This window comes from Enterobacter sp. UPMP701, from assembly GCF_053709515.1.
Map to the genome: position 1 here is coordinate 763,743 of NZ_JBSKJN010000001.1, position 26,231 is coordinate 789,973.

28 protein-coding genes are annotated in these 26,231 nt (G+C 56.3%); 18 read left to right on the top strand and 10 right to left on the bottom strand.

Translation table 11 applies throughout. The features are described from left to right. Positions 1-25: 25 nt before the first annotated feature. Positions 26-1,027 (top strand): dicarboxylate transporter/tellurite-resistance protein TehA, encoded by a 1,002-nt coding sequence (gene tehA / locus ACWKXT_RS03795; RefSeq protein ID WP_454531694.1) that lies wholly within the window; start codon positions 26-28, stop codon positions 1,025-1,027. Continuing rightward, positions 1,027-1,620 carry a tellurite resistance methyltransferase TehB gene (tehB, locus tag ACWKXT_RS03800; protein WP_454531695.1) on the top strand — a complete coding sequence of 198 codons (594 nt, stop codon included), beginning with the start codon at positions 1,027-1,029 and terminating at the stop codon, positions 1,618-1,620. Before tehA ends, tehB begins: the two co-directional genes overlap by 1 nt. Here the strand turns inward: tehB and pepT are convergent. Then, a complete protein-coding gene (gene pepT / locus ACWKXT_RS03805) occupies positions 1,617-2,846 on the bottom strand; it encodes a peptidase T (RefSeq protein WP_454531696.1) in 1,230 nt (409 codons plus the stop codon). The genes tehB and pepT overlap by 4 nt on opposite strands. Positions 2,847-2,957: 111 nt before the next feature. Between pepT and ACWKXT_RS03810 the strand changes: the two genes are divergently transcribed. Beyond that, positions 2,958-4,553 (top strand): ABC transporter substrate-binding protein, encoded by a 1,596-nt coding sequence (locus ACWKXT_RS03810; protein ID WP_454531905.1) that lies wholly within the window; start codon positions 2,958-2,960, stop codon positions 4,551-4,553. Between the two features lie 134 nt (positions 4,554-4,687). Continuing rightward, positions 4,688-5,362 (top strand): DUF3313 domain-containing protein, encoded by a 675-nt coding sequence (locus ACWKXT_RS03815; RefSeq protein ID WP_454526851.1) that lies wholly within the window; start codon positions 4,688-4,690, stop codon positions 5,360-5,362. Positions 5,363-5,396: 34 nt separating this feature from the next. Here ACWKXT_RS03815 and ACWKXT_RS03820 read toward each other — a convergent pair whose 3' ends face one another. Beyond that, entirely contained in the window at positions 5,397-6,293 is an 897-nt protein-coding gene (locus tag ACWKXT_RS03820) for a DMT family transporter (RefSeq protein ID WP_454526850.1), read from the bottom strand. 174 nt (positions 6,294-6,467) lie between these two features. Here ACWKXT_RS03820 and ACWKXT_RS03825 point away from each other — a divergent pair, with 174 nt between their 5' ends. After that, complete coding sequence (locus tag ACWKXT_RS03825; protein WP_454531697.1) at positions 6,468-7,340, top strand: helix-turn-helix domain-containing protein; 873 nt, start codon at positions 6,468-6,470, stop codon at positions 7,338-7,340. Here ACWKXT_RS03825 and ACWKXT_RS03830 read toward each other — a convergent pair. After that, positions 7,320-8,567, bottom strand: a complete 1,248-nt coding sequence (locus ACWKXT_RS03830) for a benzoate/H(+) symporter BenE family transporter (protein ID WP_454531698.1) — start codon at positions 8,565-8,567, stop codon at positions 7,320-7,322. The genes ACWKXT_RS03825 and ACWKXT_RS03830 overlap by 21 nt on opposite strands. An 11-nt stretch (positions 8,568-8,578) precedes the next feature. Here ACWKXT_RS03830 and ACWKXT_RS03835 point away from each other — a divergent pair, with 11 nt between their 5' ends. Together ACWKXT_RS03835 and ACWKXT_RS03840 are read left to right on the top strand one after the other, a co-directional pair. Further along, entirely contained in the window at positions 8,579-9,106 is a 528-nt protein-coding gene (locus ACWKXT_RS03835; RefSeq protein WP_454526848.1) for a helix-turn-helix domain-containing protein, read from the top strand. Between the two features lie 80 nt (positions 9,107-9,186). Further along, positions 9,187-11,151 carry a peptidase U32 family protein gene (locus ACWKXT_RS03840; RefSeq protein ID WP_454531699.1) on the top strand — a complete coding sequence of 655 codons (1,965 nt, stop codon included), beginning with the start codon at positions 9,187-9,189 and terminating at the stop codon, positions 11,149-11,151. On the opposite strand, the gene ACWKXT_RS03845 is transcribed toward ACWKXT_RS03840, so the two are convergent. Next, a complete protein-coding gene (locus ACWKXT_RS03845; protein WP_454526846.1) occupies positions 11,152-11,382 on the bottom strand; it encodes a DUF2554 family protein in 231 nt (76 codons plus the stop codon). Positions 11,383-11,624: 242 nt separating this feature from the next. Here ACWKXT_RS03845 and ACWKXT_RS03850 point away from each other — a divergent pair, with 242 nt between their 5' ends. Further along, positions 11,625-11,987: a hypothetical protein gene (locus ACWKXT_RS03850; RefSeq protein ID WP_454531700.1), complete on the top strand. Its 363-nt coding sequence runs from the start codon at positions 11,625-11,627 to the stop codon at positions 11,985-11,987. Between the two features lie 166 nt (positions 11,988-12,153). Here ACWKXT_RS03850 and ACWKXT_RS03855 read toward each other — a convergent pair whose 3' ends face one another. Together ACWKXT_RS03855 and ftrA are read right to left on the bottom strand one after the other, a co-directional pair. Next, positions 12,154-12,690: a dihydrofolate reductase family protein gene (locus ACWKXT_RS03855; RefSeq protein ID WP_454531701.1), complete on the bottom strand. Its 537-nt coding sequence runs from the start codon at positions 12,688-12,690 to the stop codon at positions 12,154-12,156. Between the two features lie 40 nt (positions 12,691-12,730). After that, positions 12,731-13,738, bottom strand: coding sequence for a transcriptional regulator FtrA (gene ftrA, locus ACWKXT_RS03860; RefSeq protein WP_454531702.1), 1,008 nt, complete (start codon positions 13,736-13,738; stop codon positions 12,731-12,733). 73 nt (positions 13,739-13,811) lie between these two features. Here ftrA and ACWKXT_RS03865 point away from each other — a divergent pair, with 73 nt between their 5' ends. The 8 genes from ACWKXT_RS03865 (at position 13,812) to zinT (ending at position 21,827) form a co-directional block, all read left to right on the top strand. Then, positions 13,812-14,225 (top strand): rhodanese-like domain-containing protein, encoded by a 414-nt coding sequence (locus tag ACWKXT_RS03865; RefSeq protein ID WP_454531703.1) that lies wholly within the window; start codon positions 13,812-13,814, stop codon positions 14,223-14,225. A 155-nt stretch (positions 14,226-14,380) separates the two neighbouring features. Next, positions 14,381-15,484, top strand: a complete 1,104-nt coding sequence (locus ACWKXT_RS03870; RefSeq protein WP_454531704.1) for a cobalamin-independent methionine synthase II family protein — start codon at positions 14,381-14,383, stop codon at positions 15,482-15,484. 200 nt (positions 15,485-15,684) lie between these two features. Next, positions 15,685-16,956: an urea ABC transporter substrate-binding protein gene (gene urtA / locus ACWKXT_RS03875; RefSeq protein WP_454531705.1), complete on the top strand. Its 1,272-nt coding sequence runs from the start codon at positions 15,685-15,687 to the stop codon at positions 16,954-16,956. 24 nt (positions 16,957-16,980) lie between these two features. Beyond that, positions 16,981-18,555, top strand: coding sequence for an urea ABC transporter permease subunit UrtB (gene urtB / locus ACWKXT_RS03880; protein WP_454531706.1), 1,575 nt, complete (start codon positions 16,981-16,983; stop codon positions 18,553-18,555). Further along, positions 18,555-19,628: an urea ABC transporter permease subunit UrtC gene (urtC, locus tag ACWKXT_RS03885; protein WP_454526839.1), complete on the top strand. Its 1,074-nt coding sequence runs from the start codon at positions 18,555-18,557 to the stop codon at positions 19,626-19,628. The genes urtB and urtC overlap by 1 nt, the downstream gene beginning before the upstream one ends. Continuing rightward, positions 19,628-20,425 carry an urea ABC transporter ATP-binding protein UrtD gene (urtD, locus tag ACWKXT_RS03890; protein ID WP_454526838.1) on the top strand — a complete coding sequence of 266 codons (798 nt, stop codon included), beginning with the start codon at positions 19,628-19,630 and terminating at the stop codon, positions 20,423-20,425. The genes urtC and urtD overlap by 1 nt, the downstream gene beginning before the upstream one ends. 9 nt (positions 20,426-20,434) lie before the next feature. Next, positions 20,435-21,133: an urea ABC transporter ATP-binding subunit UrtE gene (gene urtE / locus ACWKXT_RS03895; protein WP_454526837.1), complete on the top strand. Its 699-nt coding sequence runs from the start codon at positions 20,435-20,437 to the stop codon at positions 21,131-21,133. A gap of 52 nt (positions 21,134-21,185) precedes the next feature. After that, on the top strand, positions 21,186-21,827 hold the full coding sequence (gene zinT / locus ACWKXT_RS03900; protein WP_454531707.1) for a metal-binding protein ZinT: 642 nt from the start codon (positions 21,186-21,188) through the stop codon (positions 21,825-21,827). Positions 21,828-21,873: 46 nt separating this feature from the next. On the opposite strand, the gene ydeE is transcribed toward zinT, so the two are convergent. Further along, positions 21,874-23,067 carry an efflux MFS transporter YdeE gene (ydeE, locus tag ACWKXT_RS03905; protein WP_454526835.1) on the bottom strand — a complete coding sequence of 398 codons (1,194 nt, stop codon included), beginning with the start codon at positions 23,065-23,067 and terminating at the stop codon, positions 21,874-21,876. A gap of 193 nt (positions 23,068-23,260) precedes the next feature. On the opposite strand from ydeE, the gene eamA reads away from it, so the two are divergent. Next, on the top strand, positions 23,261-24,160 hold the full coding sequence (gene eamA / locus ACWKXT_RS03910; RefSeq protein WP_454531708.1) for an O-acetylserine/cysteine exporter: 900 nt from the start codon (positions 23,261-23,263) through the stop codon (positions 24,158-24,160). A gap of 38 nt (positions 24,161-24,198) precedes the next feature. Here eamA and marB read toward each other — a convergent pair whose 3' ends face one another. The 3 genes from marB to marR are packed head-to-tail and all read right to left on the bottom strand — an operon-like array spanning position 24,199 to position 25,285. Next, a complete protein-coding gene (marB, locus tag ACWKXT_RS03915; RefSeq protein WP_119915625.1) occupies positions 24,199-24,417 on the bottom strand; it encodes a multiple antibiotic resistance protein MarB in 219 nt (72 codons plus the stop codon). 32 nt (positions 24,418-24,449) lie between these two features. Beyond that, the gene (marA, locus tag ACWKXT_RS03920; protein WP_008502237.1) at positions 24,450-24,830 is read right to left on the bottom strand and encodes an MDR efflux pump AcrAB transcriptional activator MarA; all 381 of its coding nucleotides are present in this window, start codon (positions 24,828-24,830) and stop codon (positions 24,450-24,452) included. A 20-nt stretch (positions 24,831-24,850) separates the two neighbouring features. After that, positions 24,851-25,285, bottom strand: coding sequence for a multiple antibiotic resistance transcriptional regulator MarR (gene marR, locus ACWKXT_RS03925; protein ID WP_080327098.1), 435 nt, complete (start codon positions 25,283-25,285; stop codon positions 24,851-24,853). Between the two features lie 256 nt (positions 25,286-25,541). Here marR and ACWKXT_RS03930 point away from each other — a divergent pair, with 256 nt between their 5' ends. Then, a complete protein-coding gene (locus tag ACWKXT_RS03930) occupies positions 25,542-26,207 on the top strand; it encodes a MarC family NAAT transporter (RefSeq protein ID WP_454526833.1) in 666 nt (221 codons plus the stop codon). Positions 26,208-26,231 lie beyond the last annotated feature (24 nt).

The window sequence follows — 26,231 nt, forward strand, 5'->3', positions numbered from 1 at the left end:
AAATACATTTTAAAAATTCAAATTAATGAATAACTTTAACAAATCCCAACAGGTGCTTAACCTTCCCGCAGGGTATTTTGGCATGGTGCTTGGTATCATCGGCATGGGTTTCGCCTGGCGATACGCCAGCACCCTGTGGCCGGTGACGCGCTGGCCGGGTGAGATTCTGGTCGCTCTCGCGGTGACATGCTGGTTTTTGCTGACGGCGGCGTTTATTACCCGTGCGATCCGTTTCCCGCACAGCGTGCTGGCAGAGATGCGCCACCCGGTGATGAGCAGCTTCGTCAGCCTTTTTCCGGCCACCACCATGCTGGTCGCCATTGGCTTTGTACCCTGGTTCCGCCCGATATCGCTGGTGCTGTTTGGCGTGGGCGTGGTGGTGCAGCTTGCCTATGCTGCCTGGCAAAGCGCCGGGCTATGGCGGGGGACGCACCCGCAGGAGGCCACCACGCCGGGATTATATCTGCCGACGGTGGCGAATAATTTTATCAGCGCAATGGCGTGCGGAGCGTTGGGATTCAACGACGCAGGGCTCGTCTTCCTCGGTGCAGGCGTCTTTTCCTGGCTCAGCCTGGAGCCGGTGATCCTCCAGCGTCTTCGCAGCGCCGGAGAGCTTCCCTCCGCGCAGCGTACCTCTTTAGGCATTCAGCTGGCGCCTGCGCTGGTGGCGTGTAGCGCCTGGTTTAGCGTCAACGGTGGGGAAGCCGACACCTTCGCCAAAATGCTGTTCGGCTACGGCCTGTTGCAGCTGCTGTTTATGCTGCGCCTGCTGCCGTGGTATTTGTCTCAGCCGTTTAACGCCTCCTTCTGGAGTTTTTCGTTTGGCGTGTCGGCTCTGGCTACCACGGGGCTGCATCTGGGGCACGCCAGTTCGACTGGATTCTTCCATGCCATCGCCGTGCCGCTGTTTATCTTTACCAACCTCATCATTGGGATGCTGTTGGTTCGTACATTTATCCTGCTGATACAGGGCAAACTTCTGGTGCGCACTGATAAAGCACTGCTTATGCAATCTGAGGAAAAATAATGGCTGTCGATGAAAATTACTTTACAGAGAAATATGGTTTAACCCGTACGCATTCAGAGGTGCTGTACAGCGCGGGGATCGTGAAGCCCGGTAAAACGCTGGATCTGGGCTGCGGCAATGGCCGCAACAGCCTTTACCTGGCGGCCAACGGCTACGATGTCACCGCCTGGGATAAAAACCCGATGAGCATTGATAACATCGAGCGCATCAAAGCGGCGGAAGGGATCGCCAGTCTGCATACGGCGATTAAGGATCTCAACAGCCTGAGTTTTGACGGCGAGTACGACTTCATTCTCTCCACCGTGGTGCTGATGTTCCTGGAGGCGAAAACCATCCCTGGCCTTATCGCCAATATGCAGCGCTGCACGAAACCCGGCGGCTATAACCTGATCGTTGCCGCGATGGACACGGCGGATTACCCGTGCACCGTCGGCTTCCCGTTTGCATTTAAGAGCGGTGAACTGAGCAACTACTATGAAGGCTGGGAGTTGCTCAAATACAACGAAGAGGTGGGCGAGCTGCACCGCACCGATGAAAACGGCAACCGCATTAAGCTGCGCTTTGCCACCATGCTGGCGCGCAAGCCCGCTTAACGGGCGGCCAGCAGGCAGATCTGCAGGGCAGTGTTGTAAGACGCCTCGAACGACGACAGCGGCAGGAATTCAAACTTCGAGTGGAAGTTATGCGCGCCGGTGAAGAAGTTCGGGGTGAGTAACCCTTTTGCCGAGAGCGCCGCGCCGTCCGTACCGCCGCGCATGGGGATCGGTTTTGGGGTAATGCCGAGCGATTCCATTGCCTCAAACATCAGGTCGATAGCGCGCCGGTCTTCGCCAATCGCATTGCTGATGTTGCTGTAGGTATCCTCAATGCGATAGTCCACCTTTGCCGTCGGATGTTGGGAGGCAATCAATGCGGCGACGTCCGCGATCTGCTGCTTGCGGGCGGCAAAGCCGGTTTTATCAAAATCACGAATGTTGGCCTTTAACACGGCATCGTTTTGCCCGGCCTGGATGCCGTTAAACCAGATATAGCCCTCGCGACCCTCGGTGCACTCTGGCGTTTGCTGCCGGTCGAAATGGTTGATGAAATCGGTCGCCATCAATAACGGGTTCACCAGTACCCCTTTGGCGGACATCGGGTGCGCCGTCACGCCGGTAAAGCGGATTTCAGCGGCTGCCGCGTTAAAATTCTCGTAAACAATTTCCCCCAGCTCGCAGCAGTCGATGGTCCAGGCAAAGTCGACGTCGAAGCGTTTCAGATCCAGCGCCTTGGCGCCGTTAAGGCCAATCTCTTCATCGGGCACAAACGCGACCACAATGTCGCCATGCTGATGTTCAGCGGTGAGGTTTTCCAGTACGGTCATCACCACGGTTACCGCCGCTTTATTATCTGCGCCCAATACGCTGGTGCCGTCACTGAAAATAATCTCCTCGTTCGGATAAGCCAGAATTTCCGGGTGCTCATTTACCCGCAGCCAGATGTCTTTCTCTTTATTCAGACAGAGATCTTCACCGGTAAACGTTAATATTTGTGGATGAATATCCGGTGATAAACCGACGTCAACGGTATCAATATGGGTAATAAAGCCGATGCGCGGCGCGCCGGGCACATTGCCTTTTTTTACCGCCGTCACGGTAGCGAATTCGTCAATTACAATGTCGTCTAAACCCAACTGTGCCAGCTCCTGCGCCAGTTCCCGCGCCATGTCATGCTGGCCCGGCGTCGAGGGCAGGGTTTTCACTTTCGGATCGCTCTGGCTGGTAATAGCGAGATAGCGGAAAAAACGGTGCGTTAATTGTCTGGAAAGCGGCGAGCCCATAGTGTTTTCTTCCTTATTTATTTTTCGGGTGTTTGCCACTTCACTTTAATGTTATTTATGAAATGGCAAAAGAATTAATTAGCCGTCGAATTAAAAAGACAGGAATAAATGATGACAAGCAAACGCACAATGTTAACGCTGGTACTCGCTGCGCTTACGGTCTGTTCCTCCGTTGCCGCGAAAACGCTGGTGTATTGCTCTGAAGGGTCGCCGGAAAACTTTAATCCTCAGCTGTACACCTCGGGGACCAGCGTGGACGCCAGCGCGGTACCGGTCTATAACCGGCTGGTCGATTTCAAACCCGGCACCACGGAGCTGGTACCGAGCCTGGCTGAGCGCTGGGAGGTGAGCGACGACGGCAAGGTTTACACTTTCCATCTGCGCAAAGGAGTGAAGTTCCAGAGCAATAAATTCTTCACGCCGACCCGTGACTTTAACGCCGATGACGTGATCTTCTCGTTTATGCGTCAGAAAGACGTGAACCATCCGTATCACAACGTCTCAAACGGCAGCTATTCCAACTTCGAAAGTCTGGAGTTTGGCAGCCTGATTACCCGCATTGATAAAGTCGACGACCATACGGTGCGCTTTACCCTGGCACACCCTGAAGCGCCGTTTGTTGCGGATCTGGCATGGTATTTCGCCTCGATACTCTCCGCCGAATATGCTGATGCGATGCTGAAAGCGGGCACGCCGGAGAAGGTGGATATGCAGCCCATCGGCACCGGGCCGTTTAAGCTGGCGCAGTATCAGAAAGATTCCCGCATTCTGTTTACGGCGTTTGCCGACTACTGGCAGGGGAAATCGAAGCTGGATCGGCTGGTCTTTACCATCACTCCGGATGCCTCCGTGCGCTTTGCCAAAATTGAGAAAAATGAATGCCAGGTGATGCCGTTCCCGAACCCGGCGGATCTGCCGCGCATGAAGGCCAATAAAGATATTACGCTAATGAGTAAGGCCGGGCTTAACACCGGTTTCCTGGCCTTTAACACCCAAAAGCCGCCGCTGGATAATGTGAAAGTTCGTCAGGCACTGGCGATGGCGATAAACAAACCGGCCATCATTGACGCGGTATTCCACGGCACCGGAACGGCGGCGAAAAACCTGCTGCCGCCCGGCGTCTGGAGCGCAGACAGCGAGCTGAAGGATTACGATTACGATCCTGATAAAGCGAAAGCGCTGCTGAAAGAGGCCGGTTTTGCTAACGGGGTGAGCATTGATTTATGGGCGATGCCCGTTCAGCGGCCCTACAACCCGAATGCGAAACGCATGGCGGAGATGATTCAGGCGGACTGGGCAAAAGTGGGCGTGCAGACCAAAATTGTCACTTACGAATGGGGCGAATACCTTAAGCGCGTGAAGGGCGGAGAGCATCAGGCCGCGCTGATGGGCTGGACGACGGCAACGGGCGATCCGGATAACTTCTTTGGTCCGTTGTTTACCTGCACGTCTGCCAACGGCGGATCGAACTCAGCTAAATGGTGCTACCCGCCCTTTGATAAAATTATTGCCGAGGCAAAATCGATAACCGATCGCAACAAACGTGTGGCGCTGTACAAAGAGGCGCAGCAGATAATGCACGACCAAATGCCGGCGGTAATGATTGCGCATTCAACGATTTTCGAACCCGTTCGCAAGGAGGTGACTGGCTACGAAATCGATCCATTTGGCAAACATTTGTTCTGGCAGGTGGATATTCATCAGTAATATTTCACTGCCCGGGTGTATCCGGGCAGTCTTTTCGCAATTTGTGCTCCCCGCATCATTTTTTGTCACAACAAACCCATCTGACTTTTGCTATAACTTCAAATGCATACTTGCAGATAACATGGAAAACTATCATGCGTACTCAAACTTTTTTTAAAGTTGCAGTGCTTACTGGTTTATTGGCAGTGGCGGGCTGTTCTTCTAAAGTCGCGGCTCCCGAACAATATTCAGGCTTTTTAAAAGATTATTCCGGCTTGCAGCAGACGACCTCTGCGACGGGTAAACCAACGCTGCGTTGGGTTGACCCTTCCTATAACGAAGCCAACTACGACAGCATTATCTGGACGCCAATTACCTATTATCCGGCGCCAAAACCAACGACGCAGATTGGACAGAGAACGCTTGATGAGCTGTTGAATTACACCAATAACAAAATGAAAACGGCGATTGGTACCCGTAAGCCGATTGTGACCACGCCGGGCAAACACAGCCTGATTTTCCGCGGTGCAATCACCGGGGTGAGTTCGCAGAAAGAAGGCCTGCAGTTCTATGAAGTGGTGCCGGTCGCGCTGGTGGTAGCAGGTACGCAGATGGCAACCGGCCATCGCACCATGGACACCCATCTCTTCTTTGAAGGCGAGCTGATCGACGCGGCCACCAATAAACCGGTGATGAAGGTCGTTCGTAAAGGCGAAGGTAAAGAGCTGAATAACGAAAGTACGCCGATGACCTTTGCGACGCTGAAGCAGGTTGTTGACGACATGGCGACGGACGCCACCATGTTTGATGTGCATAAAACAGCGAAATAACGTTAAGCGGCCTGCATCGCGCAGGCCGTTTTTCTTACGCCGTGCGCAGGCGCCTGAACCAGGTCTCTGGTTTCGTGAACATCACCATATTCCCGCCCAGAATCAGCAGTAAACCGACGATGCCGTTGATATGCCAGACGTAGCCTTCATACACCGTTGAGATGGAGAGCGCCACCAGCGGGAAGAGCAGCGTACTGTAGGCCGCTTTCCCGGGGCCAATGCGTCCTACCAGGGTGAAGTAAGCGCCAAAGGCAATGACCGAACCAAACAGGGCCAGATAGAGCAGCGCGCCCATGTAACTCACCGTCCATTCCGGGGCAAAACTGTCGCCTCTGAAAAGCGCAATACATCCCATCACCAGCGTACCGTAAAGCATCGCCCAGGCGTTGGTGGTCATGGTTTCAAGGCCTCTGCGCTGGTGACGCATGCTGATCATATTGCCCAGCGAGAAACCGTACGTGCCAAGGGCGGAAAGACCAATGCCCGTCAGCAGCGAGACGCTCCAGCCGCTGGCCAGCAGGTCGTCCCAGAACAGGGTGATAATCCCGATAAGACCCAACGTCGCCGCCGTCCAGAACCGCGCAGGCGGGCGCTGTCCAAAGAAAATAAAGCAGTTAATGGCATTGTAGAGCACCGCCATCGAGAAGATCACCGATTCCAGACCAGTGTTGATGTGTGCCGCCGCGGTATAAAAACACCAGAAATTAAAGCAGAAGACGCAGCATCCCTGAAGCATGCAGAACAGGTGATCCCGCAGCGCCAGCTTGCGCAGTCGGCCCAGTGCGAGCAGCACCACCATCATCGTGGCGCTGGCCACGGCGAAGCGCCAGAAAATAGACACCGGGGCCGCCACGGGGCCTTGCTGCAGGAAAATAGCAATCCAGGTGGTTCCCCAGATGATCACCACCAGTCCATATAATAATGCGTTCATACCTTTTCTCTTCTTAAACCACAGAAGCCGCCAGTATGGCGCTGAGATCGGTCAGGGGCTTTCATCGGCTTGCGGTAGACTTGCAAAATCTTGCGCTTTTTTCTTTTCCGGGGGCTGGCAACGGGAGAAAACAATTCTTAGACTGACAGTTCACTCAATAACGCGCTAACGGTTATGTCTCACGCTTACGATACCTTTGAAACGCTACGCCAGCAGAATGCGGTGCTCCGGGAAACGGTCGCGCTCAATTCCGGCATTCAGCTGGCGGCGTGGTACAACAAGCACGACACGATAACGGTTAAAAGCAACCATCACACCCTCAGCCTGTACGTGGCGGACGGCTACGAAAGCTATCAAAAGACACCGGGCGGCTGGAAGAACGGCGGGGGACCGGACCGTTTCTGTCTGATGCCGAAAGAGAGCGAATCGACGTGGGACATCCGTGATGACCTGTCGTTTGTGCATCTCTACTGCACCGATGAACACCTGCGCGATGTGGGTGAAAAAATCTGGGACAAGCGGCCGCTCTCGCTGACGCTGGACGAGCGCATTTTTGGCAGCGATCCGAAGATCACCGCGCTGTACCGCCAGTTTTTGCTTGGCTGTGACTGGCAGCAGCAGGCCAATCAGCTTACTCTGAGTACAGCCTCCACGCTGCTGTTGACCCATTTACTGCAAAACTACGCCAACGTTCAGTGGAAGCTGCCGGTTGTTACCGGCGGGCTATCGCCTTTTGTGCTGCGTAACGTGCTGGCGTTTATCGAAGAGAACCTTGGGCAGCCGTTGACGCTGGCTGAACTGTCGGCCCAGGCCGCGCTCAGCGAATACCATTTTGCCCGCATGTTCCGTCAGTCGACAGGGCTGGCACCGCATCAGTACGTCATGCAAAGGCGCATGGAAAAAGCGAAAAACCTGGTGCAGCATACCTCGACGCCATTGACGGATATCGCCCTGGCCTGCGGGTTTAACTCCGCCAGCCACTTCAGTAACCGTTTCCGCAGCGTCATGGGCATCACGCCGTCACAGCTACGCGCGGCGAGCGCGTGAAAACAGGGCATAGCTTACGCCGCCCAGCACCAGCCCCCAGAACGCCGAGCCGATGCCCAGGATCGTGACGCCGCTCGCGGTCATCAGAAACGTGACGATAGCCGCGTCGCGCTCCGCTTCATGATTCAGCGCCTGATATAAACTCCCGCTGATGGTACCCAGCAGCGCCAGACCTGCCAGCGTCTGGATCCAGCTCAGGGGCAGCGCAGCCATTATCCCGGTGATGGAACCGCCGAACACCCCAGCCAGCAGATAAAACCCACCGGCCGTGATGGCCGCCAGCCAGCGTTTACCGGCATCCGGATGGGCATCCGGGCTTTGACAAATGGCGGCGGTAATCGCCGCAATGCAGATGGAAAAGACGCCGAAGGGGGACAGCAGCAGCGCCAGCCCGCCCGTAAAGACGATCAGCGGTGAGACCGCCACCGGATAACCGGAGGCTTTCATCGTCGCGAAGCCGGGGGCATTCTGCGAGGCCATCGTCACCAGGAAGAAGGGCAAGCCAATGCTCACCAGGCTGGTGAAAGTAAAGGTTGGGGTAATAAACTCAGGCATCACGAGAGAAAATGTCAGCTTATCGGTGACAACGTCACCTTCCGCCCATGCCACGATACCGCCTGCCAGCAGCGTGACTACGATGGCATAGCGCGGAGCCAGCGCTTTTGCCAGCAGCCACGCCGCAATCATGCTGCCGCACAGCAGAAAGTGTCCCTCAAGATGCGCAAATGCGTGCAGGCCAAACTGCAGAAGTACGCCCGCCAGCATGGCCGCAGCCAGTGAATGCGGGATCAGCTTCATCAGGCGGGCGAAAAGCCCGGTAATACCGCAGAGTAAAATGAGCGCGTTAGCAAAGATGAACACGCCGATCGTCTCGGCAAGCGTCACGCCGTGCAGGCTGGTGGCGAGCAACGCCGCGCCGGGCGTCGACCAGGCGGTCAGCACCGGCGCTTTGTACCACCAGGAAAGCGCCAGCGTGCTGATGCCCATCCCAATCCCCAGCGCGGTCATCCAGCCCGCTATTTGCTGCGCGCTGGCGCCTGCCGCTGCGGCAGCCTGCCAGATGATGGCGGCCGAGCTGGCGTAACCGACCAGCACGGCGACAAATCCAGCCAGTGCGACTGGAACAAGGTGAGAGGAAAGGCGCATGGAAACTCCGTTGTGCGTTATAACGTCCGCGATAAGGTAACACTGTGCGCTATAGCGTACAAGTGGTATGATGATCGCCATCAGGAGGGAACATGGACATCACACAACATCTTGCAACAACGCTGAAAACGCTGCGCCAGGCGCGCGGCTGGAGTTTGTCGAAGCTCGCGGACGAGACCGGCGTGTCAAAAGCGATGCTGGGGCAAATCGAACGTAATGAATCGAGCCCGACGGTATCAACGCTGTGGAAAATAGCCACCGGGCTCAACGTCCCGTTCTCCGCCTTCATTACCCCGGAGGCGGACCGGCAGGCAGTATTTGACCCTCAGCAGCAGGCGATGGTGGTGAAACCGCTTTTTCCCTGGGATGAGACACTCCGGTTCGATCATTTCTCCATCACGCTGGCACCCGGTGCCCTGAGTGAGTCCACGCCGCATGAGGCGGGAGTGATTGAACATGTGGTGGTGATCAGCGGTGAGCTGGAGATGAACATTAACGGCGTGTGGCAGACGATTTCAGCCGATTCGGGTATCCGTTTTGCCGGGGATAAACCGCACGCCTACCGCAACAGCAGCGACCGGCCGGTGCATTTTCACTCTCTGATCCATTATCCCCACTGACGCTACGCAAAACTGTTTCGCTGGCGCAGACTTCTGACTACAATAGCCGCCATTTTGACCATAACGGATAACGACGAAGTATGCGCCTGCAATCCCATCATCTTGAACTTTTAAGCCCGGCCCGCGACGCCGCCATTGCCCGTGAAGCGATCCTTCATGGCGCTGACGCCGTCTACATCGGCGGCCCTGGCTTTGGTGCCCGCCATAACGCCAGCAACAGCCTGCGCGATATTGCCGAGCTGGTGCCGTTCGCCCACCGTTTTGGGGCGAAAGTGTTCGTAACCCTGAACACCATTCTTCATGATGATGAGCTGGAGCCTGCGCAGCGTCTGATTACCGATCTCTACCAGACCGGCGTCGATGCCCTGATTGTTCAGGACATGGGCGTGCTCGAGCTGGATATTCCACCCATTGAGCTGCACGCCAGCACCCAGTGCGATATCCGCACGGTTGAGAAGGCGAAGTTCCTCTCCGACGTGGGCTTTTCGCAGATCGTTCTGGCGCGCGAGTTGAACCTCAATCAGATCCGCGATATTCACCAGGCAACCGACGCGACGATTGAATTCTTTATCCACGGCGCGCTGTGCGTGGCCTATTCCGGTCAGTGCAACATTTCCCACGCCCAGACGGGCCGCAGCGCCAACCGCGGCGACTGCTCACAGGCCTGCCGTCTGCCGTACACCCTGAAAGACGATCAGGGCCGCGTGGTGGCGTTCGAAAAACACCTGCTCTCCATGAAGGATAACGATCAGACCGCCAACCTGGGCGCGCTGATTGATGCAGGCGTGCGTTCCTTCAAGATTGAAGGGCGCTACAAAGACATGAGCTACGTGAAGAACATCACCGCGCACTATCGCCAGATGCTGGATGCCATCATCGAAGATCGCGGCGATCTGGCGCGCGCCTCGGCGGGTCGTACCGAGCATTTCTTTATTCCGTCGACGGACAAAACCTTCCACCGCGGCAGCACGGACTATTTCGTGAATGCCCGTAAAGGGGATATCGGCGCGTTTGATTCACCGAAGTTTATCGGTTTACCGATCGGCGAAGTGCTGAAAGTAGCGAAAGATCACCTGGACGTCGAAGTGACGGAGCCGCTGGCAAACGGTGACGGCCTGAACGTGATGATCAAGCGTGAAGTTGTGGGTTTCCGCGCTAACACGGTCGAAAAAACCGGTGAGAACCGTTACCGGGTATGGCCGAATGAAATGCCTGCCGACCTCTACAAAGCGCGACCAAACGCGCCGCTCAACCGTAACCTGGATCACAACTGGCAGCAGGCGCTGCTGAAAACCTCCAGCGAACGTCGTATCGCCGTGGATATTGAGCTGGGCGGTTGGGAAGAGCAGCTGATTCTGACCATGACCTGTGAAGACGGCATCAGCGTGACGCATACGCTCGATGGCCAGTTCGAGGTGGCAAACAACGCGGAAAAAGCGCTTAACAGCCTGAAGGATGGCGTGGCGAAGCTGGGTCAGACGATTTACTACGCGCGCGCTATCGAGGTCAATCTGCCGGACGCGCTGTTCGTGCCGAACAGCCTGCTTAACCAGTTCCGCCGTGAAACGGCAGAGATGCTGGATGCCGCACGCCTGGCGCACTATCCGCGCGGCAGCCGTAAGGCCGAATCTGTTCCTGCGCCCGTGTACCCGGACACCCATTTATCCTTCCTGGCGAACGTTTACAACCATAAAGCGCGTGAATTCTATCATCGCCACGGCGTGCAGCTGATCGATGCGGCCTATGAAGCGCACGAAGAGAAGGGCGATGTGCCGGTGATGATCACCAAGCACTGCCTGCGCTTTGCTTTTAACCTGTGCCCGAAACAGGCGAAAGGGAATATTAAGAGCTGGAAGGCGACTCCCATGCAGCTGGTCAACGGTGACGAAGTCCTGACCCTGAAGTTTGACTGCCGTCCGTGTGAAATGCATGTTATCGGCAAAATGAAAAACCATATTTTCAAAATGCCACCGCCGGGCAGCATCGTTGCGTCCGTGAGCCCGGACGATCTGATGAAAACCCTGCCGAAACGTAAGGGCAGTTAATTACCTTACGTGCGTGTCCGGTTTGCGCGATTTCTGCCACAGGTGGTGTTCGCGCAAACCCTCCGCTGACTCTTCTGCCGCGCTGCGTAGCTCGTCACTGTCGGCCTCATGCCGCAGCTGATGCTCCACATTCTTTACCCAAATATATTCATGACCTTTGTGCCCGGCCATCAGCTGGCCTGAAAATAGCGCACAAATAAGCATGATAAGAGATAACCCTTTTTTTAGCATGGATTCACCGCTGAATGATATTGCGGAATAATCATGCCTATTATTTCTTTGGTTTATTATTCAAAACGTCAAATTAGCGCAAAGAAAGTGTCAAATAATGTGCGTCTGAATATTTTCTTAGGAAATGTCCTAAATATGAATCGCGCGTTGTAAACTACCTGTTCTGGTACGCAAACAGACGTTTGCTTTAGGGATAATCCTATATAATAGAGATTCTCTGGCTAAGGAATGAGTCTTAACAAATGAAAAAAATAATCGCACTTGCGCTCGTCGTGGCGGCCGTTGGGGCAACTGCTGGTGTTCGCTATATGGGTAATGACGAACCAGAATATATTCAGTCCGCCAAAGTCCGGGTTGGTTCCTATTTAACCAGCGACTATGGACGCGTAGCCTGCAATAGCAAAAAAGTAAACGAACAACGCTGGGAATTAGACTGTACGCGTCAGGCAGGGGGAAAAACATTCCAGTTTGCAGTGTATCCCTCTGAAAAAGCACCCTATGGCGTTTCGCGACCGTTTTATCTTGAAGCCCTGAATGATGATGCAAAACAGAGCGCTCAGCAGGGCCTGATGCGCTATTTACAGATTAACATCCAGGCGAGTTAATAAAGCTGTTGAGCTTTCGTTAAGACAATCAGTGTTAGTGTGTAAGGGATCCGCTGCCCGACCATGGAGCGTCGGGGACGTAGAGACCAAAATACAAATCTATCCATGCAAGCATTTACCGCCAGATAATGGCGGTTTTTTTTTACCATTTCGCTTAAGTCAGCCCTTATGATGACAGCCGATAGTGCGACTGTACCAGACCCGAAGGGAAGCTGCGGCTTGATACCAGCGTCAAATCAATATCCCTGGTCAGGGTTCCGAACAGCGGTTTTCCTGAACCGAGCAGGACAGGCACGGTAGTAATAACGATATCGGCGACCAGGCCTTCACGCAGGAAAGACTGTATTACCTGCCCGCCATCGATATAGACGCGATGTACGTTTTTCGCCGCCAGATCTTCCAGCACCTCCTTTGGCGTGCGGGAGGAGAATTGCACTTTGTCTTTCAGCGCATCGGGTACAGGCGTGTGTGCCCGTTGACGGGAGAGCACCAGCACGGGCCGATCGTATGGCCATGCGTCAAAGGTCAGTACCTTCTCATAGCTCCCTCGGCCCATAACAATCCACTCTTTGTCCGCGATGAACGCCTCATAGCCATGATCTTCTGCCGGATCGTCGCGCTGCAGCAGCCAGTCGATATCGTCATTTTGTCGGGCGATGTAACCATCAAGGCTGACCGCGATAAAAACGTGTGTGGTAACCATCAGGTCCTCCGTATTCCAGTGTAACCAAAAGACAGCTCTTTCAGCGGCCAGCATCAGGATGAGAAAACTGTTTACGATACTGGGCCGGTGAAAGGGCGAACTGCTGGCGAAAATGATGACGCAATGTCGACGCCTGACCAAATCCGGTCTGCTCGGCGATGCTGTCGATGCTTAAACGGCTGCTTTCCAGATAATCTTTTGCTCTCAGCAGGCGCTCATTGAGCAGCCAGCGTGCGGGCGTCGTACCCGTTGCCGCCTCGAAGCGACGCAGGAAGGTGCGCTGGCTCATGCCGACCCGACGGGCAAGGGCGTCGACGCTGTGCGGCTCGACAAGGTGCGTGTGCAGAAAATCAAACAGTTGGCCCAGACGCTGGCTTTCACGCAGTTGCGCCACCGGGCGGCTCAGCTGTTGCTGCTGTGAACCGTCCCGGTGAGGGGGAATGACCAGCCGACGCGCCACGCTGTTGGCGGTCTCCATACCATAATCCCGACGCACAACGTGCAGACAGAGATCGATTCCCGCCGCGCTGCCTGCGGACGTCAGAATATCGCCTTCGTCCTGGTAGAGCACGTCCTCAACCACATGGATTTCGGGATAATGCGTTTTCAGCGCCTCTGTGTAGCGCCAGTGGGTTGTCGCTTTGCGGCCGTTCAGCAGCCCCGTCGCGGCCAGCACGAACACGCCCGAGCAGATGGACAGCAGCTGGCATCCTCGCGCGCTGGCCTGGCGCAATGCCTCGCAGAGCGCCGGCGGAACAGGTGAGTCCAGCCCTCGCCAGCCGGGAACCACGATCAAATCCGCCGACGCAAGCAGGCTCAAATCGCCATCGGTAACGATGCGGATCCCGCCGGTCGCCCGCAGTTCTCCGTTATCCACGCTCGCCACTGCAAAACGATACCAGTTGTCGCCCAGCTCGGGACGCGGCAGGCCAAAAATCTCAACCGCCACGCCAAACTCAAAGGTACACAGCCCGTCATAGGCAAGCACGACCACGCCAGGGCGGGCAATTTGTCTTAAGTTTGTCATCTTTTTGCTGTTTTCTGGCATAAGCGAACGCATTCACGGGCCGAATTTGTGGATAGAGTAGTGTTAACACAAACGCCAAAAATGAGGAAGGATCATGAGCTATGTTACTGAATTTCCGGCTGCCGAGCCGCAGGAAGCCGTTACCCATTTTCTGCGTCGCCTGAGCGTCGAAACCGACTGCGCCGATGTGCATCATGCCATCGCCAATAATGAGCAGGACTTCGTGCTGCTGCACGTGGTGGGAAGCCCGGAGCAGTTTGCCCGTCGTCATGTCCCCGGCGCGCGGCATATGCCCTGGAGCCAGATTACCGCTGAGCGCATGGCCCAATGGCCTGAAGGCACGCTGTTCGTTGTCTACTGTGCAGGGCCGCACTGCAACGGCGCGGACAGAGCGGCGCTCAAGCTGGCGCGCCTCGGGCTGCCGGTCAAAATCATGCTCGGCGGGATCACCGGCTGGGAAGATGAAAAGTTCGCCTTTGCCAGTAGCGAAACCGCCGTCGCGCTGTGAAGATGAATTTTTTTCAACACCCGTGAAATTTTCTCGTTTGCCGGAGCCGGTGAGGTGTGACATCTTTTTCGGACATTTAGACATCCAGAAGTCTAAAGATTCAAATGATGAATTATCACTGCGGGCAATTAAAACCGGCAGACGAGGAGATTTCCATGCAACGACAACACGCCCCCTACCGCGCCGATGTAGTCGGCAGTTTTTTACGCCCGGATGCCATCAGGCAGGCTCGCCTGAAGTTCTCCAGCGGTGAGATTGATGCCGGACAGCTTCGCGCGGTAGAAGATGAGGCCATTCGCCACGTCGTCGAGCAGCAGTGTGCGTGCGGGCTGCATGTGGTGACCGACGGTGAGTTTCGTCGCGCCTGGTGGCACTTCGATTTCTTCGACGGTCTGCAGGGTGTTGAGCGTTACGATTCACAGCAGGGCATTCAGTTCAACGGGGTACAAACCAAAGCCCACGGCGTGCGTGTGACCGGCAAGCTGGGCTTTGGCGACCACCCGATGCTGGAAGATTTCCGCTATCTGAAAAGCATCAGCGGCAATGCGCAGCCGAAGATGACCATTCCCAGCCCGAGCGTCCTGCATTTCCGCGGCGGGCGTAAAGATATCGATGCGACGGTGTACCCGCATCTGAATGACTATTTCGACGATCTGGCGACCACCTGGCGCGACGCCATCCGGGCATTCTACGACGCGGGCTGCCGTTATCTGCAACTGGATGACACCGTCTGGGCCTATCTCTGTTCGGACGACCAGCGCCGTCAGATCCGTGAGCGTGGTGATGATGCCGATGAGCTGGCGCAAATCTATGCCCGCGTGCTGAACAAGGCGCTGGAAGGCAAGCCGGAAGATCTGACCATCGGGCTGCATGTCTGTCGCGGTAACTTCCGTTCCACCTGGATTTCCGAAGGCGGCTACGAGCCGGTGGCGGAAGTGCTGTTCGGGACGGTCAACGTTGACGCCTTCTTCCTCGAATACGATAACGACCGCAGCGGGGATTTCGCGCCGCTGCGCTTCGTTCGCCCGGGCAAGCAGCAGGTTGTACTGGGCCTGATCACCACGAAAAACGGTGAGCTGGAAAATCCGGATGGCGTGAAGGCTCGTCTGGAAGAGGCGGCGAAATACGTGGCGAAAGAGCAAATCTGCCTCAGCCCACAGTGCGGCTTTGCCTCCACCGAAGAGGGCAACAGCCTGAGCGAATCCCAGCAGTGGGACAAAGTTCGTCTGGTGACGCAGATCGCCAGCGAAGTCTGGTAAAACCGCTTTCTCAGCGCTGCATTATAAAAGTGCAGCGCTGTGCCATTCTGAGTCGTTCTCTTTACATTCTGTGTTCCACCTCCTGAAATAGCGCGTTCGCCATTCTGGCATCCTTTTTGCTCCTGCTTCGCTGACACTTTTTTCCGCGTCCATGCCGTAACGGACGTTTTCGCACAGCGTTCTTTTTCAGGAGTGAAAATATGCAGCGTCGTACCTTATTAAAAGCCTTTGCGTTATCCGCGTCCGTCGTGGCGATGGGAATGAGTTTTGGCGTGCAGGCGGCCGACACCATCAAAGTGGGGATCATGCATTCTCTGTCCGGCACGATGGCCATCTCCGAAACCCCGCTGAAAGACGTCGCGCTGATGACCATCGACGAGATCAACGCGAAAGGCGGCGTGCTGGGTAAAAAACTGGAGCCGGTGGTGGTGGATCCGGCCTCAAACTGGCCGCTGTTTGCTGAGAAGGCGCGTCAGCTGTTGAGTCAGGATAAAGTGGCGGTAGTGTTCGGCTGTTGGACGTCGGTTTCGCGTAAATCCGTGCTGCCGGTGTTTGAGGAGCTGAACGGTCTGCTGTTCTATCCGGTCCAGTACGAAGGCGAAGAGATGTCGCCGAACGTCTTCTATACCGGCGCGGCGCCAAACCAGCAGGCCATTCCGGCGGTGGAATACCTGATGAGCGAAGACGGCGGCGGGGCGAAACGCTTCTTCCTGCTGGGTACCGATTACGTCTACCCGCGCACCACCAACAAGATCCTGCGCGCGTTCCTGCATTCGAAAGGGGTGGAGGATAAGGACATCGAGGATGTTTATACCCCGTTTGGCCATAGTGACTACCAGACCATCGTCGCCAACATCAAGAAATTCTCTGCAGGCGGCAAAACCGCCGTGGTGTCGACCATCAACGGCGATTCCAACGTGCCTTTCTACAAAGAGCTGGCTAACCAGGGGCTGAAGGCGACCGACGTGCCGGTGGTGGCGTTCTCCGTGGGTGAAGAAGAGCTGCGCGGGATCGACACCAAACCGCTGGTCGGCAACCTGGCCGCGTGGAACTACTTTGAATCCGTGGATAATCCGACAAACCAGGCCTTCGTGGCGGATTACAAAGCCTATGCCAAAGCGCATAAGCTGCCGAACGCCGATACCGTGGTGACCAACGACCCGATGGAAGCGACTTACGTAGGGATTCATATGTGGGCGCAGGCGGTGGAAAAAGCGGGCACTACCGACGTGGATAAAGTGCGTGCGGCGATGGCCGGTCAGTCCTTTAAGGCGCCGTCTGGCTTTACGCTCACCATGGATGCCACCAACCACCATCTGCACAAGCCGGTCATGATCGGCGAAATCGAAGGCAACGGCCAGTTCAACGTGGTCTGGCAGACGGAGCAGCCGGTACGCGCCCAGCCGTGGAGCCCGTTCATCGCCGGGAACGATAAAAAGCCCGATCAGCCCATGAAAACCGCCAGCAACTAAGCCATCACCGCAGGGAGAAACGTCATGAACGCCATGCGTATGTTCATCGCTCTTGTATGGCTTTCCGGACTGCTGCCAGGGATGGCGCAGGCATCGGATGCCGATCGTTTTGTTGCCGCCAGCCGTAGCCAGCAGGCGGAACTCCTCACGCAGTGGGCCGCCGCGCCGGATGCCGCCAGGCTTCCGCTGCTTCAGTCCCTGCAAAAGGAAAACCTGTATACCGATGGCCAAAAGCACGCCTTTGCGCAGCGTAATGGCGAAATGGTTTCGCTCGGTGACGCCCGCGCGGCCGAAGGGCAAACCAAAGCCGTCCGCCTGACGAACCGGCTGCGCGTGCTGGCCGCGACGGCTATCGCCACGCATCAGCTTGTCAGTGACAGTGTCACGGAAAGGCGAGCAGCAGCGCGTCAGCTTCAGCGCGACGCTCAGCCCGAAATGCTCGCTTTTCTGAAAAAGCGCGTCGGGGATGAAACGGACGCTGTCGCGCGTCAGGCGCTTTTACTGGCGGTGGCAAATCTCCAGCTAGCCAGCCCGCAGGCAGAGGTGCGCCGCAGGGCCGTCGAACTGCTGGGCCAGTCCGACGATCCGGACGTGCAGTCCAGACTTACGCCGTTTACCCAGGCGCAGACCGAGCCGGACGCCGGGGTTCGCGCGGCCGCAGAAGAGAGTCTTCGTCAGATCACGCATCGCCTGATGTGGGGCGATCTGCTGGGCCAGGCGTTTATGGGGCTTTCTCTGGGGTCGGTGCTGCTGCTGGCCGCGCTGGGGCTTGCCATTACCTATGGTCTGCTCGGCGTCATCAATATGGCGCACGGTGAGATGCTGATGCTGGGGGCGTATGCCACGTGGATGGTGCAGCAGGCGATGGCCGGGCTTGCGCCCCAGTGGCTGGCGCTCTATCCGGTTATCGCGCTGCCGGTTGCGTTCTGCCTGACGGCGGGCATCGGGATGGTGCTGGAGCGCACCGTGATCCGTCACCTGTACGGTCGTCCGCTGGAAACGCTGCTGGCAACGTGGGGGATCAGCCTGATGCTCATCCAGCTGGTGCGCATGACCTTTGGCGCCCAGAATCTGGAGGTGGCGAACCCGGCATGGCTTTCCGGCGGGGTGCAGATTTTTGCCAACCTGACGCTGCCGTGGAACCGCATTGTGGTGCTGGGCTTCGTGCTGCTGGTGCTGTTCTTTACCTGGCTCATTCTGAATAAAACCCGTCTGGGGCTCAACGTGCGGGCGGTGACGCAGAACCGCAGCATGGCCGCCTGCTGCGGCGTACCGACAGGTCGCGTCGATATGCTGGCGTTTGGGCTGGGCTCAGGGATTGCCGGGTTAGGCGGCGTGGCGTTATCCCAGCTGGGTAACGTCGGGCCGGAACTCGGTCAGGGCTATATTATCGACTCGTTCCTCGTGGTCGTTCTCGGCGGCGTAGGCCAGCTGGCAGGCAGCGTGGCCGCGGCGTTTGGGCTGGGTATTTTCAATAAAATCCTTGAGCCGCAGATGGGGGCGGTGCTGGGCAAGATCGTGATTCTGGTGGCGATCGTGCTGTTTATTCAGAAGCGTCCGCAGGGGTTGTTTGCGCTGAAAGGGAGGGTGATTGACTGATGAGCCAGCCGCTGACCTTAACGCTGGCGCGTAGAGCGCCACGCACAACGCAGATTGCAGGCAGCCTGCTGGTGGTATGTCTGCTGCTGTTACCGTTTTTCGCCCTACTGCCTGCAACGCATCCGCTGGCGCTGTCGACCTGGATGCTAACGCTCATCGGCAAGATCCTCTGCTATGCCATCGTTGCGGTGGCGCTGGATCTGGTGTGGGGCTATGCCGGGATGCTCTCTCTTGGGCATGGCATCTTCTTCGCCCTGGGCGGCTATGCGATGGGGATGTACCTGATGCGCCAGGCGTCAGGTGACGGTCTGCCCGCGTTTATGTCGTTTCTCTCCTGGAACGAGCTGCCGTGGTTCTGGTGGGGCACTCAGCATTTTGCCTGGGCGCTGGTGTTGATTGTTATGGTGCCGGGCCTGCTGGCGCTGGTGTTTGGCTGGTTTGCCTTCCGCTCGAAGATCAAAGGGGTCTACTTCTCGATTATGACCCAGGCGCTGACCTACGCGGGCATGCTGCTGTTCTTTCGCAACGAAACCGGCTTTGGCGGCAATAACGGCTTTACCGGTTTTACCACGCTGCTCGGGTTCTCAGTGACGGACACGACCACCCGCATCGCGCTGTTTCTGGCGACGGTGCTGTTGCTGCTCCTGGCGTTAGGTATGGGATTTGCGCTGGCGAAGAGCAAGTTTGGCCGCATCCTGACCGCCGTGCGCGACGCGGAAAACCGCCTGACGTTTTGCGGCTACGATCCGCGCGGGTTCAAGCTGCTGGTGTGGACGCTCTCCGCCGTGCTGTGCGGGCTGGCGGGGGCGCTGTACGTCCCGCAGGTGGGCATTATTAACCCCGGTGAGATGTCGCCGACCAACTCTATAGAAGCCGCCATCTGGGTGGCGCTGGGCGGGCGCGGCACGCTGGTGGGCCCGGTGATTGGCGCGGCGCTGGTGAATGGGGCGAAGAGCTTCTTCACCGTCGCGATGCCGGAGTACTGGCAGCTTTTCCTGGGATTGATTTTTATCGCCGTCACGCTGTTCCTGCCGCGCGGCGTCTACGGTCTGTTGCGGAAGGGAGAGAAATAATGCAGCCATCGGAAGAGCTATTTACCCGCCAGTTGCCCGGCGATCGCTACCGGGACCAGACCGATCCTGTGCTTCAGCTTGAGTCCGTGAACGTCAGTTTCGACGGCTTTCAGGCGCTGACCGATCTCTCGCTGAATATCGGCGTGGGCGAGTTGCGCTGCGTGATTGGGCCCAACGGGGCCGGTAAAACCACGCTGATGGACGTGATTACCGGCAAAACGCGTCCAGAGAGCGGGAGAGCCATTTACGATCAGTCCATCGACCTGACCGTGCTGGAGCCTGCGGCCATTGCCCGTCAGGGAGTAGGCCGAAAATTCCAGAAACCCACGGTCTTTGAGGCGCTGACGGTGTGGGAAAACCTGGAGATTGCCATGAAAACCGATAAATCCGTCTGGGCAAGCCTGCGGGCAAAACTCAGCGGCGAGCAGCGTGACCGCATTGATGAGATGCTGGTTTTGCTGCGTCTCAGCAGCGAGCGCGACCGCCGCGCCGGGCTGCTTTCGCACGGGCAGAAACAATTCCTGGAGATCGGCATGCTGCTGGTGCAGGACCCGCATCTGTTGCTGCTGGATGAACCCGCCGCCGGGATGACCGACGCGGAAACGGAATACACCGCCGAGCTGTTCAAAACACTGGCTGGCAAGCATTCCCTGATGGTGGTGGAGCACGACATGGGCTTTGTTGAAACCATTGCCGATCGCGTGACGGTATTGCATCAGGGCCGTGTGCTGGCCGAAGGTTCACTTCGCGAAGTTCAGGCCAACGAGCAGGTGATTGACGTCTATCTGGGACGCTAAGGAGCAGTGATGTTACAGGTTAACGAACTGAATCAGTATTACGGCGGCAGCCATATCCTGCGCGGCGTGAGTTTTGAGGCCGTCACCGGCGAAGTCACCTGTCTGCTTGGGCGCAACGGCGTCGGGAAAACCACGCTGCTGAAGTGCCTGATGGGGCTGATCCCGGCGAAAACCGGGGAGATCGTCTGGCAGGGTAAAACGATCACCCACAGCAAGCCGCACCAGCGGGTGCAGTCTGGCGTGGCGTATGTTCCTCAGGGGCGCGAGATTTTCCCGCGCCTGACCGTGGAAGAGAACCTTCTGCTGGGGCTGTCGCGCTTTTCTGCCCGCGAGGCAAAGCAGGTGCCGGAGGAGATCTGGCAGCTGTTTCCGGTACTCAACGAAATGAAGCATCGACGCGGAGGCGATCTCTCCGGGGGGCAACAGCAGCAGCTGGCGATTGGTCGCGCGCTGGCGAGCCGTCCGCAGTTGCTGATCCTCGACGAACCCACCGAAGGCATACAGCCTTCCGTCATTAAAGAGATTGGCCAGGTGATCCGCACCCTGGCAAACAGAGGCGACATGGCGATCCTGCTCGTTGAGCAGTTTTACGATTTTGCCGCCGAGCTGGCCGACAGCTATCTGCTGATGTCACGCGGCACCATTATCCAGCGCGGACGGGGCGAAAATATGGCGCTGGAAGGCGTGCGCGGCCTGGTTGCGATCTGAAATGTTATAATATAACATTCTCATTCTTATAAAACGGAATGAGGGCGTTACTTTGGCTGCACATGTTGGGAAATTTGCCATGACTCTGGGGGCGCTGCTGGTCAGCGGCCAGCTGTTTGCTCACTCGCACGGCCATCAGATGACCGAAGCGGAACAGAAGGCGGCGAACGGCGTGTTTGAGGATAAAGACGTGAAGGACAGAGCTCTGACTGACTGGGACGGCACCTGGCAGTCGGTTTATCCGTTCCTGCTGGACGGTTCGCTGGATCCGGTCTTCAAACAGAAAGCGCAGAAGGATAAAAGCAAAACCTTTGACGAGGTGAAAGCGTACTACCGCAAGGGATACGCGACGGACGTGGATGCCATCGGCATTGAAAATAACGTGATGGAATTCCATAAAGGCAGCGCGGTCAGCAGCTGTAAATATGATTACAGCGGCTACAAAATCCTGACTTACGCATCGGGCAAAAAAGGCGTTCGCTATCTGTTTGAGTGTAAGGATGCCGGCAGCAAGGCACCGAAGTTTGTGCAGTTCAGCGACCATACCATCGGGCCGAAAGCCTCTTCGCACTTCCACATTTTTATGGGCAATACCTCCCATGAGGCGCTGCTGAAAGAGATGGATAACTGGCCGACCTATTATCCGAATGAGATGTACAAAGAGCAGGTGGTGGAAGAGATGTTGCACCACTGATGCGTTATTGCCGGGGGGCGGCTCCGCCTTACCCGGCCTGTATTCTCTACGCCGCTTTGGGTGATTCGTTCCACGCCTTCACGCTCATCCCCCGCAAAATCATCAACCAGGCAATGACGATGGCAACCATCATGATCGCAAACAGTGACCAGTGCGGCAGGTTGGTCAGGATGATACCGGTGATCATCGGGTTTGCCGCCGCGCCGAGCCAGCCCAGCGCCTGAGCGGAAAAATAGCTCGCCTTCATCCCCGGCGGGGCGATGTTGTCGATCAGCATGTATTCGCCTGGTGCGTAGATAATCTCACCCAACGTAAAGATGGCGGCGGCGATGCCCCAGTAAATCAGGTTTTCCCCGGAGAGCATAAAGCCACCCAACCCGAGGATAAAAAACAGCGTTGCGGCGGTCATCAAGGGGCGAATATTGCTGGCCGTGATCTTGCGCCCCAGCGCGTACTGCAGCGTCACCACCACGGCGGCGTTAACGGGCAGCACTACGGCGACCACTTTCTGGGCAAAATCGCTATCGGCGTTGGCGGCCAGCACATACTGCGAAATGCAGCTGGCGAACGATCCGCCCACGTAAGACGCGAGCAGGCCGGAAAGGGTGAACCAGAACAGGGCGCGGTCTTTCAGCAGCACCGACGGCTGCCAGGGCATTTGCTCCTCGGCGGTGTCCAGCGCGACGCTTTTTTGCACGAAGAAATGGATAAACCCGAGCGGCAGCGCGGCGCAGAAGGCCGCCAGCCAGAACGGCAGCTGAAGGCTGTACATTACCAGCAGGGTGCCAATCGGCGGCCCGATCGTCCAGCCAATGTTCAGGAAGCTGTAGTTCAGCGAGAAGACGCGCGCTTTCTGGCTGGAGGTCAACACGTCCGAGAACCAGGCTTTCAGCACCGTCGAAAAGACGGAGTACGCGCAGTTGATCAGGGAAAAGAACAGCACCACCAGCGTGACGTTATCCACCAGCGGGATCGCGACAAATCCAGCGATAAAGGCCACGATGGCGATCAGCATGTAGCGTTTTTTATCAAACTTGTCGGCCAGAATGCCAAATCCCAGGCTGAACACCACGCCAACGGTCAGCGCTATCGTCAGGGCATAACCGATACTCTCGACGCTCATGCTGTAGACGCGCGTGAGATAGATGGTCATGAACGGCAGCGTTGCCCCCCGACCGATGGTTAATAACAATGACGACGCCAGCAGCGCTGCGGTTGAGCGCCGGAGAGATGGTTTCATATTCCTGCCCGACAGTTTCTTATGCTTTTTTAGATGTGTGTTAACAGGATTACCATGACATAAGGGGCTTGTATAGCGCCCAATTTATCCCTAAGTGCTTCAGCTGCCTGCCAGAAATAATGATCTTCTCGCGGTACACTTTTTTCTGTTACCTTGAAGTGTTAACAAAATATTAATAATTCAGGGGCAGGGTATGACGCGTAAAGACGGGCTGCTGGCGTTGCTGGTGGTCGTGGTATGGGGGCTCAATTTTGTGGTCATCAAGCTGGGGTTGCACAACATGCCTCCGCTGATGCTGGCCGGTTTGCGTTTTCTGCTGGTTGCTTTCCCGGCCATCTTCTTTGTCGCCCGTCCGAAAATTCCCTTTACGCTGCTGCTGGGCTACGGTCTGACCATCAGCTTTGGCCAGTTTGCGTTTCTCTTTTGCGCGATCAAGTTCGGGATGCCTGCCGGGCTTGCCTCGCTGGTACTGCAGGCGCAGGCGTTCTTTACCATTATTCTCGGCGCGTTCGTGTTTGGCGAACGTTTACAGGGCAAACAGCTGGCGGGGATCACGCTCGCGGTGTTTGGCGTGCTGGTGCTGATTGAAGCCAGCCTGAACGGCCAGGATGTGGCGCTGCTCGGCTTTATGCTCACGCTGGCGGCAGGGCTGAGCTGGGCCTGCGGCAATATCTTTAACAAGCTGATTATGCAGCACGAGGCGCGCCCGCAGGTGATGTCGCTGGTAGTCTGGAGCGCGCTGATCCCGGTTATCCCGTTTCTGGCGGCGTCGCTTATTCTGGATGGCCCACACGTGATGCTGACCAGCCTGGTCGACATCGATTTGACCACGATCCTTTCTCTGATTTACCTGGCCTTTGTCGCTACCATTGTGGGCTACGGGATCTGGGGTTCGCTGCTGGGGCGCTATGAAACCTGGCGCGTGGCGCCGCTGTCGCTGCTGGTACCGGTGGTGGGGCTTGCCAGTGCGGCACTGCTGCTGGATGAAAAGCTCAGCGCGCTGCAGCTGCTGGGTGCCGTGCTGATCATGGCCGGACTGTACATCAACGTATTTGGCTTACGGGTACGCCGGACGGCGCGGGTAAGAGGATAGGGCATAAAAAAGCCCCGCAGTTGCGGGGCAAAAACGAATCAGAGGCCGTGCGCGTGATAATAAGGCACGCCTAATTCGTCGGATTTGTCGCTACCAGCACCCATGTGGTTGAAATCGTAAGGTGACTGGTCATGTGCTGACGGCAAAATCATCGTATCGCGATTATTTTGCTGCGTTGCACCTGGGGTTTGCTCCGCGAAGGTCTGGCTGGAAAACAGCACCAGCAAGGCGAGGGCGGCGGAGGCGGTAACTTTCATTTTTTCCTCGGTTACGTCTATACAGGCGATAATTAACTACAGTGTTTCAACGGATACAGGTATCGGGATTCACCCGGCACGCTGGTGATTCGGTACTTATGAGGCGGCACGTCAAAATAGTTCTTGAACGTACGCGTGAGGGTCTGTTGCGATTCAAACCCGTAGCGCTCCGCCAGATAAAGGATCGGCTCATTGCTTTCTTTCAGTTTCTGGGCAATTTCCGTCAGCTTGCGGCTGCGAATATATTGACCTAATGAATGGCCGGTCTCTTTTTTGAACATCCGTTGCAGGTGCCATTTGGAGTAACCTGAACGCTCTGACACTTTTTCAAGGGAGAGCGGCGATTCCAGGTTATCTTCGATCCAGTCCAAAATGCTATGAATAGTGATAGCGTCAGTATTGCGTCTGGACATCGTCATACCTCTTTTTCTGTTTACGGCAGTATTTTCTTAAGCAAGAGCTCAAGGGTTGCCACTTCATCTGCCGTTAAGTTTTTTGTTAGTTCCTGATGCAGTGTTTGTCCTACTAATTGATGACATTGCTCGCACATGTCCGCGCCATCGCTGGTCAGCCTGACCAGTACGCCGCGTTTGTCATTCGGGTTAGGGCTTCGTTCTACCCATCCTTTGCAGACGAGACGATCGAGCATGCGGGTTAACGCACCCAGATCGACAGAAAGCACCTTTTTCAGCTCAACCGGCGTGATACACCCTTCGCAGCGAATCGAACACAGCACTTTGAACTGTGTTGCGGTGATATCCAGCGGTGACAGATAGTCATTGAGCAGGCGGTCTTTTTTCTGATTAACCATATGAATAAGACGACCCAGCGGAACAACGTCGTTAAAGATATCACTGGTGCTTTTCACAATGGTTGCCCTGGCAAGTAGTTTAATCACGGCAGATATTATTGCTCAGGCAAGTATAAGTCAACTGAATGAATCAGCCGATGCCACGAATTGCTAAAACGTTTCATGAACGATTTTTACAACCTTTCAAATCAGGAAGATAACAAAAGGGTATCGTTCCCGAAGGAAAACAATCGTTACGTTGCGCCGATGGCTGAACGTCACACTTTCACCCTATAATTGCGATGTTAAATGTGGATAAGGACAACGACACACTATGTTGGATTTGATTAAAGCAATTGGTCTCGGGCTGGTGGTACTGCTGCCGTTGGCTAACCCGTTAACAACGGTGGCGCTATTCCTGGGGCTGGCAGGGAATATGAACAGCGCCGAGCGCAATCAACAGTCGTTGATGGCCTCGGTGTATGTATTTGCCATCATGATGGTGGCCTACTACGCCGGACAGCTGGTGATGAACACCTTCGGGATTTCCATTCCCGGGCTGCGTATTGCCGGGGGGCTGATCGTGGCGTTTATCGGCTTCCGCATGCTGTTCCCGGCGCAAAAAGCGCATGAGTCGCCGGAGGCGACCAGCAAATCCGAAGAGCTGGAGTCCGAGCCGAGCGCGAATATTGCTTTCGTACCGCTGGCCATGCCAAGCACGGCCGGACCGGGTACCATCGCGATGATCATCAGTTCTGCGTCGACGGTGCGCGACAGTTCCACCTTCCCGGACTGGGTACTGACCGTTGCGCCACCGCTGATTTTCGCGCTTATCGGGGTTATCGTGTGGGCGTCTCTGCGCAGTTCCGGTGCGATCATGCGCTGGGTGGGCAAGGGCGGTATCGAGGCGATTTCCCGTCTGATGGGCTTCTTACTGGTCTGTATGGGCGTGCAGTTTATTATTAACGGCGTGCTGGAGATTATTAAGACCTACCACTGATGTGATTGCCGGGTGAGGCGAAGC

What these genes read in the sequence shown, in the direction of transcription:
- tehA (WP_454531694.1), top strand. Translation starts at nt 26, where the DNA reads ATGAATAACTTTAACAAATCCCAACAGGTGCTTAACCTTCCCGCAGGG.
- ACWKXT_RS03825 (WP_454531697.1), top strand. Translation starts at nt 6,468, where the DNA reads ATGTCTCACGCTTACGATACCTTTGAAACGCTACGCCAGCAGAATGCG.
- ACWKXT_RS03810 (WP_454531905.1), top strand. Translation starts at nt 2,958, where the DNA reads ATGACAAGCAAACGCACAATGTTAACGCTGGTACTCGCTGCGCTTACG.
- ACWKXT_RS03870 (WP_454531704.1), top strand. Translation starts at nt 14,381, where the DNA reads ATGCAACGACAACACGCCCCCTACCGCGCCGATGTAGTCGGCAGTTTT.
- ACWKXT_RS03855 (WP_454531701.1), bottom strand. Translation starts at nt 12,690, where the DNA reads ATGGTTACCACACACGTTTTTATCGCGGTCAGCCTTGATGGTTACATC.
- ACWKXT_RS03865 (WP_454531703.1), top strand. Translation starts at nt 13,812, where the DNA reads ATGAGCTATGTTACTGAATTTCCGGCTGCCGAGCCGCAGGAAGCCGTT.
- eamA (WP_454531708.1), top strand. Translation starts at nt 23,261, where the DNA reads ATGACGCGTAAAGACGGGCTGCTGGCGTTGCTGGTGGTCGTGGTATGG.
- ACWKXT_RS03820 (WP_454526850.1), bottom strand. Translation starts at nt 6,293, where the DNA reads ATGAACGCATTATTATATGGACTGGTGGTGATCATCTGGGGAACCACC.
- ACWKXT_RS03835 (WP_454526848.1), top strand. Translation starts at nt 8,579, where the DNA reads ATGGACATCACACAACATCTTGCAACAACGCTGAAAACGCTGCGCCAG.
- ACWKXT_RS03845 (WP_454526846.1), bottom strand. Translation starts at nt 11,382, where the DNA reads ATGCTAAAAAAAGGGTTATCTCTTATCATGCTTATTTGTGCGCTATTT.
- ACWKXT_RS03830 (WP_454531698.1), bottom strand. Translation starts at nt 8,567, where the DNA reads ATGGCGATCATCATACCACTTGTACGCTATAGCGCACAGTGTTACCTT.
- ftrA (WP_454531702.1), bottom strand. Translation starts at nt 13,738, where the DNA reads ATGCCAGAAAACAGCAAAAAGATGACAAACTTAAGACAAATTGCCCGC.
- urtA (WP_454531705.1), top strand. Translation starts at nt 15,685, where the DNA reads ATGCAGCGTCGTACCTTATTAAAAGCCTTTGCGTTATCCGCGTCCGTC.
- ACWKXT_RS03930 (WP_454526833.1), top strand. Translation starts at nt 25,542, where the DNA reads ATGTTGGATTTGATTAAAGCAATTGGTCTCGGGCTGGTGGTACTGCTG.
- marA (WP_008502237.1), bottom strand. Translation starts at nt 24,830, where the DNA reads ATGTCCAGACGCAATACTGACGCTATCACTATTCATAGCATTTTGGAC.
- marB (WP_119915625.1), bottom strand. Translation starts at nt 24,417, where the DNA reads ATGAAAGTTACCGCCTCCGCCGCCCTCGCCTTGCTGGTGCTGTTTTCC.
- urtD (WP_454526838.1), top strand. Translation starts at nt 19,628, where the DNA reads ATGCAGCCATCGGAAGAGCTATTTACCCGCCAGTTGCCCGGCGATCGC.
- pepT (WP_454531696.1), bottom strand. Translation starts at nt 2,846, where the DNA reads ATGGGCTCGCCGCTTTCCAGACAATTAACGCACCGTTTTTTCCGCTAT.
- ACWKXT_RS03850 (WP_454531700.1), top strand. Translation starts at nt 11,625, where the DNA reads ATGAAAAAAATAATCGCACTTGCGCTCGTCGTGGCGGCCGTTGGGGCA.
- ACWKXT_RS03815 (WP_454526851.1), top strand. Translation starts at nt 4,688, where the DNA reads ATGCGTACTCAAACTTTTTTTAAAGTTGCAGTGCTTACTGGTTTATTG.
- urtC (WP_454526839.1), top strand. Translation starts at nt 18,555, where the DNA reads ATGAGCCAGCCGCTGACCTTAACGCTGGCGCGTAGAGCGCCACGCACA.
- urtE (WP_454526837.1), top strand. Translation starts at nt 20,435, where the DNA reads ATGTTACAGGTTAACGAACTGAATCAGTATTACGGCGGCAGCCATATC.
- ydeE (WP_454526835.1), bottom strand. Translation starts at nt 23,067, where the DNA reads ATGAAACCATCTCTCCGGCGCTCAACCGCAGCGCTGCTGGCGTCGTCA.
- tehB (WP_454531695.1), top strand. Translation starts at nt 1,027, where the DNA reads ATGGCTGTCGATGAAAATTACTTTACAGAGAAATATGGTTTAACCCGT.
- urtB (WP_454531706.1), top strand. Translation starts at nt 16,981, where the DNA reads ATGAACGCCATGCGTATGTTCATCGCTCTTGTATGGCTTTCCGGACTG.
- ACWKXT_RS03840 (WP_454531699.1), top strand. Translation starts at nt 9,187, where the DNA reads ATGCGCCTGCAATCCCATCATCTTGAACTTTTAAGCCCGGCCCGCGAC.